Origin of the sequence: Tistlia consotensis USBA 355, assembly GCF_900177295.1 — a bacterium.
Lineage (GTDB): Bacteria > Pseudomonadota > Alphaproteobacteria > Kiloniellales > DSM-21159 > Tistlia > Tistlia consotensis.
On sequence record NZ_FWZX01000018.1, the window covers coordinates 122,758 to 133,082 of the forward strand.

A 10,325-nucleotide genomic window follows, 5' to 3' on the forward strand; every position below is an offset into this window, starting at 1 on the left:
GGCATCAGCCAAGTTCCACCCGCCAGAACCTCAGTACCGCGCGGACGTCTTCCCGGCCGTAGTGGACAAGGCCGGCGTCATCCAGCTGAGCGCGGATTCTCGCCTTGCGGCGGACGACCGACGCGCTCACTCGCTCCGTGAACGGTGCAGTGCCCGGGGGCAGACAGCGCCGGGCTGCCGTCGGCCAGGTGTCCGGATACCCTTCCGGGATGGCCCCGGAGCGAACCCTGGCCGCTCCGGCGCGGACATCGTCGTGCTCGCACGCCCAGCCATAAAGGTGGAACGCGCAGACGCGCAGGCATTCTTTGATCTGTGGCACAGCGTCCGTGAAGCCCTTCAGGGGCGTGGGAAGCCAGACCATGTTGCCGATGCAGGAGTAGAACCTCGGATCCTGGACCACGTTACTGCGGCCGGCGAAGGCATCGTCGTCGTACCCCCAGATATGGCAGACCGTCCAGTTCCGCGGCTTCGGCCGCGTCTTCACGCCCAGAGCCTCCACCAGAGCGGTCCCCGCCCGGATGTTCTCCTCGACCTTCTCCACACCGCGGGCGCTCACAAGCACGCGGCTCCATGTGGCGTCATAACGCGGCCGTCCGCGGGCGGTATCGGGACACCAGACCGGCAGCGCCCGGAACGTGTCGGGATGAACCCAGCGGGCCGTGCGCGCGATCATCTCCATCACCAGGGGAAGCTCGTGACCGATCTCCGTCAGTCCATCCGGCACCTCGAAGACGGTCATGGATTCCTCGCGCGGCATCGTTTCACATGTGTAACGGCTTCCCATCTGCAGTATCGGCGGCTGATTGAGCGAGGGGAATGCCTTCCCCTGCGTCCGAGCCCCGGATTCGGAGAGCGGCCGGCGGGCGTGCTCGGTCCCGCCGCTGACGCGGCTCCTGCGGGTCCGCCCCTTCGGGCGCTTCGCGCCGCCGGCCGCTCGACGGCGCTTCCCGCCGTGCAGCGCCAGGCGCGGCCTGGCGCGCAGGCTCCTTGCAGCCTTCTCTTTCGCTTCGTGGCTTAGGGCTCCGCCCTCCGCGCGCTTCGGAGCGCCTTCCGCCCAGCTTCGGTCCCCTCCGCAGGGCTGACACTGGCGCAGGACCTCGAGGGCCCTGCAGCCGGTTCCCCGCGAAGCCGCTCGCTCCGCTTGCACACCCGGTCTCGCCGACGGGCAGGGCCGCAGGCGCGGATTGCGCTCTGCGCCCCAACCCAAGGAGCAAGACCATGACTGCCAAGACCGAGATCGCCGAAGCCGCCGTGCAGGATCGCGCGGTGATCGACATCCCCCTCAGCAAGCTGAAGAAGTCGCCCAGGAACGCCCGCCGGACGCCCCACACCGAGGCGGCCGTGGAGGCGCTGGCGGCGAGCATCGCCGCCAAGGGCCTCCTGCAGGCGCCGGTGGTCGAGCCGGAGCTGGACGGCGACGGCCAGCCGACCGGCTCGTATCTCGTCACCATCGGCGAGGGCCGACGGCTGGCGCTGCTGCTGCGCGCCAAGCGCAAGGAGATCAGGAAGACCGAGCCCGTCCGTTGCGTCGTGGACCTGTCCAACGATCCGCATGAGATCAGCCTCGACGAGAACGTCACCCGCTCGGACATGCACCCGGCCGACCAGTTCGAGGCGTTCAGGCGCCTCGCGGAGGAGCGCGGACTGGGGGCCGAGGAGATCGGCGCCCGCTTCGGGGTGTCGGCGCACGTGGTTCGCCAGCGGCTGCGCCTCGGCGCCGTCTGTCCCGAGCTGATCCAGGTCTATCGCGACGGCGGCCTCACGCTGGACCAGCTGATGGCCTTCGCCGTCACCGAGGACCATGCGCGCCAGCGGCAGGTCCTGGAGGCGCTGTCATGGAACAAGAGCCCGCACCTGATCCGGCGGATGATGACGGAGGCGCACGTCCCGGCGGCCGACCGCCGGGCGGTCTTCGTCGGGGCGGAAGCCTATGCCGAGGCCGGGGGCGTGGTCGTACGCGACCTGTTCACCGAGGACGGCGGCGGCTGGTTCGAGGACGCGGCCTTGCTCGACCGGCTGGCGACCGGGAAGCTCGGCGCCCTGGCCGCCGAGGTCCGCGAGCGCGAAGGCTGGAAGTGGGCCGAGGCGTCCATCGACTATCCGCATGCTCATGGCCTGCGGCGGGTCTATCCCCGGCCCGTGGAGCGATCGGCGGAGGACCGGGCGCGCGCCGAGGTGCTGACGCAGGAATACGATGCGCTGGTCAGCGAGTGGGATGCGGTCGAGGAGCTGCCGCCCGAGATCGAAGCACGGTTCAAGGAGATCGACGCGGCGCTCGAAGCCTTTTCCCAAGCAGCCCAGGCTTACGAACCGGACGAGGTCGCGAGGGGCGGCGTGTTCGTCCTGCTCGGCCAGGACGGCGTGCCTCGCATCGAGAGGGGCTTCGTCCGGCCGGAGGACGAGCCTGCGCCTGAACCCGGCCGGGAACCGGAGTGCGAGCCGGACGGTGAAGCCGGTGTCACGGAGGGCGATGGCGGCGAGGCGGCCGAACAGGCCGCCGATGAGGACGGCGAGCCGGACGGCCTGACACCGCTGTCCGAACGGCTCGTCCTGGAGCTGACCGCCTACCGGACGGTCGGCCTGCGAGACGCCCTGGCCCAGGACCCGAACACGGCCCTGGCCGCCGTGGTCCACGTCCTGGCGCTGCGCGCCTTCTATCAGCCCTACGACCAGCCGAGCTGTCTGGAGATCAAGGCGACGTCGGCCTATCTCGACGGGCATGCGCCGGGCGTCGGCGACAGCCCCGCCGGACGGCGCATCGCCGAGCGGCATGCGGCCTGGGCCGGACGGCTGCCGCGCGAGGCGGGCGACCTTTGGGCCTGGGTCGGCGGCCTTTCGGGCTCGGACCTGTTGGACCTCCTGGCCCACTGCGCCTCGCTGAGCATCGACGCCGTCCGCTCGCCGATGAACCGGCGTCCCGGCGCCTGGGCTCACGCCGACGCGCTCGCCGAAGCCGTGAAGCTCGACATGACCACGACCTGGACGCCAACGGCGGCGAGCTATCTCGGCCGCGTCACCAAGGCCCGGATCGCCGAGGCGGTCGCCGAGGCGGTGTCGGAAGACGCCGCCCAGCGGATTTCCGATCTGAAGAAGCCGGACATGGCGCAGGCGGCCGAAGGCCTTCTGGCCGGAACCGGCTGGCTTCCGCCGCTCTTGAGGACTGATCGCCCTGAGCCTCAATCACCTGCGAGCACCTCCGAAGCGGCGTTCTCGGTTGCTGCGGAGTGACCTCGGTGGGGCCGCTTCGGCGGCCCCACGACTTCAAGTTCGTCTGCGGGCCACGAGGCGCGCGGGCACCAGTTGCGTTTGGAGTCGCGCGCTGTGGCCGAATTCAGAGCCGATGTCGTCGTCCCAATCGACGCCGAAGCGGCCCCACCGATGTTTTCAGGGAGCGGTTGGGCGACGCCGGACCACGCCTCCGCCGACCAACACATTATCCTCTGTCAGAAGGTAGCCGCAGGAATTTCGGCGCAACTCCGATCTCTCCCAACTCTCATATGGCGATCCGCCCAAGATGGTTCCCTCATGTGAGGGTCAACCTATCAGAGGAGATACAGATGTTAGGTGCGACCCTCGCGAACTTGACCGAAACGGTCCTATACAGCTTGCTCGCTTCTGTGGCCCTTCGTACAGCGTTTGCCGAGAAAAGCGACGGACGGGCTCTCCTCTATCGGCAACACCGGCTGTGCGCTCTATTTTATGTTCTGCTCGGTGGGTGCAACCTGTTGACGCATCGTTAGGCGGGGGCTGCGGTGACGACCTACGGTGAAGCTCGGACCTGCTTCAGCGGTCTTCTGCGGTGGCACATGGCGAACGGGACGCGCCCGCCTGGGCACCCAGATGCCGGTTTGCCCTGGGAGTACGGAAGACTGGCTCGGGCAATCCGCAAGATACTCGATGAAAGCGCCGTCAGACATTGGACTAGCGGCAGACATCTGCCGCGAACGCTGGACCAGATTGAACGAGTGTTCTTCGGCGAGGAAGTGGACGGCGACTATGGAGTCTGGCGCAACGACCTTCGAGCTGCCTATCAAACCGCCGCCCAGCAGAAACGGTCGGGACCTGTAAGTGCCGGACAAGGACCGAAATTCCGTGGTTTCGATGTCGATTGGACGGAGGAAGGACCGAGGCTTTCGGGAAATCAGGTAGTGATTTCCCCCCTGGAGGCCAACAGACTACTGGAGCTGTGGTTCAAGGCGTTTGACGAGCACCTGGAGGCAAAACGGCAAGCTGATGACGCGGATGGGGGTAAAGCATGGGGATCATCGATGGTGCTTGCAACAATAGACGCATGTCAGGGCCTATACGGCCTGACGATCTGTGAAGCTGATATCCGATACTTAACTACTGAACTCGGCCGCAAAGCCGATCTCTTCTACCGTTTCATGTGCCACACTCAGGCGGAGGCGGGACAATGAGGTCCACGTCAGCCACCAAGGGGCATGTCGGACGCGGACCACCTTCACTGCCGCAACGGGTCTGAACGGAAATCAGATCCCTTCCGCGATCTCCACCTCGGCGAAGAACCGGTCAAAAGCCGGCGCGGTCGGCATGACTTGTTCCGCGGTTCAAGTGATCGCAATCCCAAGAGTGCGCATGACGGCCGCCAGTTCGCTGCGGCGGCCGAGCAGCGGCCCGACCGACCGCACGCGCAGCTTCCCGGGCGCGCGGTCGAAAAGCGTCATGTTCGTTTCAGCATCCAAGCGTGACGGGTAGATGATCCCGTCGGGCGCAGAACCATGGTCCCGTTGCCACACTGCAACTGGGCATTCCCATCCTCCTGAAGGCCTCGAAGCCGGAAGCGCTTACCGTCCAGGGCGACACCTGGGGAAAGAACTTCGACGTAGGCGGCTCAAACTGGTGTTGCGCCGGATACGCCCGCCGTTGGCTTTGGCCAGGGTTGGGGAGATAACTCACGCTATGGACTATCCCTGCAGGCAGCGAGATGAAGAAGACGATGAAGCGGGCAAGGCGGATAACCGCTGAGACCGCGCGACGGATCACGGGAGTCTCGACGCCGCTGGGCGGAATCCAGTGGGCCGATCCAGGACCGTCCCAGCGAGAACACATACGGAAGTTCATCGTCGCGCTGGAGGACAGGCGTGTCCTCTACAATCCCATGTGGATCGAGGACCGAGGTCAAGTTGACCGCTCAATTCTCGAAATTCGCTTTGCTTGCAGCCAAACGCTGCAACAGCTCCCCGAGGACGACTTTGCTGTGACACCTCTCCGGATGATCCGCGCCGCATGTCGACGCTACCACGATGACTCCAGCCTCGACTTCCACCTAATCGGGCTCCCGTCGCGAAGCAGAGGCACCACCGGAGGGTTCTTCGTGGCGCTTGGTCAATTTCGCGCGACCATCGCTTTTCAGGTCGCCTTGCTTGCTGCCCACTATGGGTTTGACATTGAGGGGGACCTGGCTGGCGTGCTTCCAGCTCTCGACGACAGTGTTCAAGAGCAGTAGTCTCAATTACTGGGGTCTTTGCTGGTTCTTCCTTCTCTTTTCCGCAAATATACTTAAGTGCGTCTGGCGATCCCCGCCGCCGAGAAGAGGTCCGCTTCTAGATGCCCACCGTATTCCATTATACTGATAAGCTTGGACTAGAGGGGTTGACGGCCTCCGCAGGGAATTGGTTCGCATCGACCGGCGCAGCGCTTCCGGCTGACTCTACGATGAAGCCGGCGATGTACCTAAACCTACTAGAGACTATTGCCTCCAAGACGTTTTACAAGACGTCCTATGCGAGCCGTAACTGGAGCGGGCGCGAGAGCCACTCGTCGCGCGATGCGGCATTTGGACCAGGCTGGTACGCAACATCGCTGCCGCCGGAGACACCTACTGAAACTCTGTTGGACGAACTCTGGGGCGGTAACAAGGATTCAATCCGAAAGACGCGGTATTGGATCGAAATATTGGTGAAGGAGTTCAATCTTAGGTACCCAGACCCTACACGGCCCAACCTGTGTTTCATACCGTTCATTTCGAGCGTGAGCCGCTCCAGTGGAAATCCAGTAGGGCAAAATGCGGACGGCGTCTCAGTGACGAGCTGCGGTCGTCGGATCGTAAGGAAATCAGTGATTACGCGCGAGGTTACGAACGCTTGGGATCCTCCACTCTGTGTCATTGACCCGTTCTTCACCGCCGTCGACGGCTTTGAGCTAATAGATCCCGATACCCAGGCGAACATTCTGGGATTCTATGGACTAGAAAGCGGTTTCCCAGGCTTAGAAGACCCTGACGACCTCACGCCGGCCAATCTCGATAGCAGCCAAGCCAACGCTATGCTGCATCTGCTAATTAATCGGATCGACAAGAGATTTAACTTCGAGCCACCGCAGCGTAGACAGTACCCTGATTCCGATAGCTATTCCGTTACGCTTCGCGCCTCTCGCATTTCAGAAGGAGAACTTCAATCTATTGAAGTACTGTTTCTTTCTCAGATGGCACCAGTAAGACGCGAAGTTGTACAAAATTTCTATGAGGATAGCAAATCCAATTGGCGAATCATCATAACAACATCCACATTCGCTGCAGACATATATGATCTGTTTGGGATATCACATCCTGTATTGCTATTGATTTCACAGGCACCTCGTCCATCTCTTCAAATCGTTGCTCTTAAAGATGCCGTTATATCCTTCTTTCGCTGCGACTATTGGGCCATTTCGATTGGAGGCGACGAGCCATACACCAAGATGGAGAATACGGACCAGTTGAGAGAACTGCTCAAATTGCGGACTTAGTGCGCCATGACCGGTACCGACGACGCGGGCGTTGCACGCTGCCTGCCGAAGTCGGTTCCTCTAGATCGCCGTAGCTGGTGCGGACTCAGAGCCGGTCCGGAGATTCTGGATGATGGGATAAGTGGAGTCTCTCTCTGAGGGTGGCGAGGATGCTGCGGCTCAGGAGAGACTATGACGAGACGGAGCCACACGCCGACCTTCAAGGCGATGGCGGCGCTTGCGGCGCTGAAGGGCGAGAAGACGCTGCTCAAGTTGGCTTCTATAGCGCACTGATTGCGAGTCTGCAGGTAGCAACCGGTCCAAGCTTGCCGACGACTGGCCAGATGATGTGGACGACCGCCTCCCGAACAGGTTCGCTGACGCCGCAGGGCAAGGCCCCAGGTTCGCCGATGCGCGGATCGCTGAGCCGGCTGGGGCGTGACTGAAGCCCAACGGATCGGTGTGAGCATCGCTGTAGAGGCGCAGCCAGCTTCTCGACCGTGACGGCGTGTGCAGCACCAGCAGCCGTGTTGCAAACCCCTTCGGCGGCCGAGCAGCCACGTCAGCCGAAATCGCCGCGGGCGACCCCCTCGGCTGCTTCGAGCACCAGCTTCGCAGCTCCGGCGCGCAAGGTCTCCAGCGGCGACGCGCCCTTGAACGCCGGGTGCGGCTGGACCAGGAACCGGTACACCGCCCAGGGGCTGTCGCCCAGCACGGCGAACAGCCGTGGCAGCTCGGGCAAGAGGCCGCCGTCCCGCGTCACCTGCCAGGCCGGATAGCGCACGCCCCGCTTGGCGCCTTGGAGACCGAGCGCCTCACGGCGCGTCGCCTTCTGCCTGACAGCCTCCCGCGTGACGCCGATCAGCCGGGCGAAGTCGTCAGCCGACAGCATGTCGGGGCCGGCGAGGATCTCGGCCGCCCGGGCCGCGCCTCGCGCGCGTGCTTCGGCCAGGGCCTGGTCGAGCTCGTCTCCCTGCAAGGGCGCGGCTTCGACGTCCACGGTGGGCGCGGTCCGGTCGGGCTGGACCAGGATGGTGAGCTTGACGGGCCGCCGGGTGTCCTCGGCCTGGCGGACGGCGCGGCCCACCCCGTCGAGCACGGACCTGAGCGCGGTGGGGCGGGTCATCAGCTCGTCGAGCGTCGGACCGGAAAGCGCGAGCTCCTTCGACGATTTGGGCAGGGCGCGTTCCTGGGTCAGGATGCGGCCGCTTGCAGCATCCCGGAGCACCATCACGCCGCGAGCGCGGTCGGACTTCTTCTGTGTGGCGCCGGCCATGGCAGTCTCCTTCGACAAGGAAGATGGGCCTTTCCGCCTATTTCGTCAAGTTCGGCAAGTTGGCCAAGTTCGCCGAGGTTCGAGCATCAGCCAGCGACGCCTTGGCCGATCTGTTTGACGCGGGCGACGGGGCGCCAAGCCTCCCCTGAGCCGCCAGCCCGAGCCCTCGCGGCCTCTCATGGCCTGATCTGACCGAGGGGTCCGGCCCCGAAACGGGGCCCGATCGACTGCCCGCAACGGCGGGCCTCCCACTTTCTCCCCCTGCCGGCTCCGCCGCCATTCCTCGCGAGCCAAGAAAGTCTCCGTCCCGCCGTCCTCCGCTGACGCTCCGGCCCGCTCTGCGGGTGCGGATCGATCGCCCCTCGGTCGGCCGATCGCCATCGAGGCCGCGAACGGCGCGGCCCGGAACAGCACGGAGAGACCAACATGGCGACCATCGGCACCTTCCACAAAGACGGCGACGGCAACTACGCCGGCTCGATCAAGACCCTCACTCTCAACGTCAAGGCCGCCCAGCTTCGCAAGGCCGAGAAGGACAACGACAAGGCCCCAGACTTCCGCATCTTCGCCGGCCAGACCGAGTTCGGCGCCGCCTGGAAGAAGACCTCCCGCGAGAACCGCGACTATCTCTCGGTCAAGCTGGACGACCCGAGCTTCCCGGCCCCGATCTACGCCAGCCTGGTCGACGCCGAAGACGGCTACGCCCTGATCTGGTCCCGCAGCCGCAACGCCGACTGACCCACCGCAGGCGCGCCCCGCCGCACCCGGCGGGGCGCCGCTCCCACCAACAGCTTCAGTTCCTCGGGAGGCCGCCATGCCGCGCCCCATCGCTTCCACTCGCCCCGACCTCTACGCCCGCGTCACCGACAAGATCATCGAAGACCTCGAACGCGGCGTGCGCACCTGGACCAAGCCTTGGTCCGCCCGCCACGCCGCCGGACCGGTCGGCCGGCCGCTCCGCCACAACCTCCAGCGGTACTCCGGCATCAATGTCGTGCTGCTCTGGTCGGAGGCCGTCACCCGCGGCTACACGGCGCCGATCTGGATGACCTTCCGCCAGGCGGCCGAGCTCGGCGGGCGCGTCCGCAAGGGCGAGACCGGATCAACCGTCGTCTACGCCAACCGCTTCACCCGCACCGAGACCGACGACAACGGCCAGGACGTCGAGCGCCAGATCCCGTTCCTGAAGGCCTACACCGTCTTCAACGTCGAGCAGATCGACGGACTGCCGTCCCACTTCTCACAGCCGGAGACGCCGCAGCTCGACCTCGCCCGCCAGATCGGCCACGCGGACGCGTTCTTCGCGGCGGCCGGGGCCGACGTCCGCCAGGGCGGCGACAGCGCCTACTACGCCATCGAGCCCGACTATCTGCAGATGCCCCGCTTCGAGTCCTTCGTCGATCCGGAGAGCTACTACGCCACCCTCGCGCATGAGATGACCCATTGGACGCGTCATCCGTCGCGGCTCGACCGCGATCTCGGCCGCAAGCGCTGGGGCGACGAAGGCTACGCCCGCGAGGAGCTCGTGGCCGAACTCGGCGCCGCCTTCCTCTGCGCCGACCTGGGGCTCGAGCTGCAGCCGCGCGAAGACCACGCCGCCTACATCGGCTCCTGGCTCGACGTCTTGAAGAACGACAAGCGCTTCGTCTTCAGCGCCGCCGCCCACGCGCAGCGCGCGGTCGACTTCCTGCACAGGCTGCAGCCGTCGGGGCAGGTGCGAGCCGCCTAAGCGGCCCGCCAACGGTTCGAAGCAAAAGACCGCGAGACAGACTCTGATTGAGTTCACCAAGAGGCCGCTCCGGTGACTGGGCCGAGTATCAAAATTGGGCCAACGAGGAAACCTAAACAACTTGCGCCGCGACGGTACCAACACCGCTTAGTCCGTACGCTCAGTGCGTCAGCGCCAAGCCACACAACGGCCATCCTCCGGCAATCCGCGTCCCCTGCACCAAATGTCGTGATCCGGCCGCTCAGCATTTGCTGTTCGAATTTTCGGCGATAGGATGTAAGCGCTCACTTAACCCCCTCCTGGCCAGCCTGACCTGATCGTGCGAAGACCCCTCCGCTTTGGACGGAGGTGTCTGCGTGGAACGAGACGGCAAAATGGGCGGCCCTTTGGGCGTCTCAAAGGAAGGCTATGCGGGCCGGCTGGAGGTTCTCTCGGGTCCGACGGGGCGCCGACAACGCACGGAGGCGGATAAGGCGCGGATCGTGGCGGAGAGCCTGCTGCCGGATGCCCGGGTCGCCGAGGTGGCGCGCAAGCACGGGGTGACGCGCTGGCAGATTTACGACTGGCGCAAGAAGCTGCGGAAGGGGCATCTGG

At 65.0% G+C, this 10,325-nt stretch carries 9 protein-coding genes; 7 read left to right on the forward strand and 2 right to left on the reverse strand.

Annotated features, from left to right (window positions below; genetic code table 11):
- Positions 1 to 4: 4 nt before the first annotated feature.
- The gene (locus tag B9O00_RS19965) at positions 5 to 739 is read right to left on the reverse strand and encodes a hypothetical protein (protein WP_085124491.1); all 735 of its coding nucleotides are present in this window, start codon (positions 737 to 739) and stop codon (positions 5 to 7) included.
- A gap of 479 nt (positions 740 to 1,218) precedes the next feature.
- On the opposite strand from B9O00_RS19965, the gene B9O00_RS19970 reads away from it, so the two are divergent.
- The 4 genes from B9O00_RS19970 (at position 1,219) to B9O00_RS32595 (ending at position 6,747) form a co-directional block, all read left to right on the forward strand.
- The gene (locus B9O00_RS19970; protein WP_085124492.1) at positions 1,219 to 3,228 is read left to right on the forward strand and encodes a ParB/RepB/Spo0J family partition protein; all 2,010 of its coding nucleotides are present in this window, start codon (positions 1,219 to 1,221) and stop codon (positions 3,226 to 3,228) included.
- A gap of 737 nt (positions 3,229 to 3,965) precedes the next feature.
- Positions 3,966 to 4,418, forward strand: a complete 453-nt coding sequence (locus B9O00_RS32590) for a hypothetical protein (RefSeq protein ID WP_143596292.1) — start codon at positions 3,966 to 3,968, stop codon at positions 4,416 to 4,418.
- Positions 4,419 to 4,945: 527 nt separating this feature from the next.
- Positions 4,946 to 5,467 carry a DUF6650 family protein gene (locus tag B9O00_RS19975; protein WP_085124493.1) on the forward strand — a complete coding sequence of 174 codons (522 nt, stop codon included), beginning with the start codon at positions 4,946 to 4,948 and terminating at the stop codon, positions 5,465 to 5,467.
- Between the two features lie 101 nt (positions 5,468 to 5,568).
- Positions 5,569 to 6,747 carry a hypothetical protein gene (locus B9O00_RS32595; protein WP_143596293.1) on the forward strand — a complete coding sequence of 393 codons (1,179 nt, stop codon included), beginning with the start codon at positions 5,569 to 5,571 and terminating at the stop codon, positions 6,745 to 6,747.
- 541 nt (positions 6,748 to 7,288) lie between these two features.
- Here B9O00_RS32595 and B9O00_RS19980 read toward each other — a convergent pair.
- Positions 7,289 to 8,002 carry an antitoxin Xre/MbcA/ParS toxin-binding domain-containing protein gene (locus B9O00_RS19980; protein WP_085124494.1) on the reverse strand — a complete coding sequence of 238 codons (714 nt, stop codon included), beginning with the start codon at positions 8,000 to 8,002 and terminating at the stop codon, positions 7,289 to 7,291.
- Between the two features lie 426 nt (positions 8,003 to 8,428).
- Between B9O00_RS19980 and B9O00_RS19985 the strand changes: the two genes are divergently transcribed.
- From B9O00_RS19985 to B9O00_RS32600, 3 genes are all read left to right on the forward strand, one after another.
- Positions 8,429 to 8,740, forward strand: coding sequence for a DUF736 domain-containing protein (locus B9O00_RS19985; protein ID WP_085124495.1), 312 nt, complete (start codon positions 8,429 to 8,431; stop codon positions 8,738 to 8,740).
- A gap of 76 nt (positions 8,741 to 8,816) precedes the next feature.
- Complete coding sequence (locus tag B9O00_RS19990) at positions 8,817 to 9,731, forward strand: ArdC family protein (protein ID WP_085124496.1); 915 nt, start codon at positions 8,817 to 8,819, stop codon at positions 9,729 to 9,731.
- A gap of 356 nt (positions 9,732 to 10,087) precedes the next feature.
- Positions 10,088 to 10,325 (forward strand): transposase (locus tag B9O00_RS32600; RefSeq protein WP_200808585.1); only part of this gene is annotated, 238 nt, incomplete at its 3' end.

Bases quoted from the DNA above. Each gene is read 5' to 3' on its own strand.
- B9O00_RS32595 (WP_143596293.1), top strand. From the start codon at position 5,569: ATGCCCACCGTATTCCATTATACTGATAAGCTTGGACTAGAGGGGTTG.
- B9O00_RS19975 (WP_085124493.1), top strand. From the start codon at position 4,946: ATGAAGAAGACGATGAAGCGGGCAAGGCGGATAACCGCTGAGACCGCG.
- B9O00_RS19990 (WP_085124496.1), top strand. From the start codon at position 8,817: ATGCCGCGCCCCATCGCTTCCACTCGCCCCGACCTCTACGCCCGCGTC.
- B9O00_RS19980 (WP_085124494.1), bottom strand. From the start codon at position 8,002: ATGGCCGGCGCCACACAGAAGAAGTCCGACCGCGCTCGCGGCGTGATG.
- B9O00_RS19970 (WP_085124492.1), top strand. From the start codon at position 1,219: ATGACTGCCAAGACCGAGATCGCCGAAGCCGCCGTGCAGGATCGCGCG.
- B9O00_RS19985 (WP_085124495.1), top strand. From the start codon at position 8,429: ATGGCGACCATCGGCACCTTCCACAAAGACGGCGACGGCAACTACGCC.
- B9O00_RS19965 (WP_085124491.1), bottom strand. From the start codon at position 739: ATGACCGTCTTCGAGGTGCCGGATGGACTGACGGAGATCGGTCACGAG.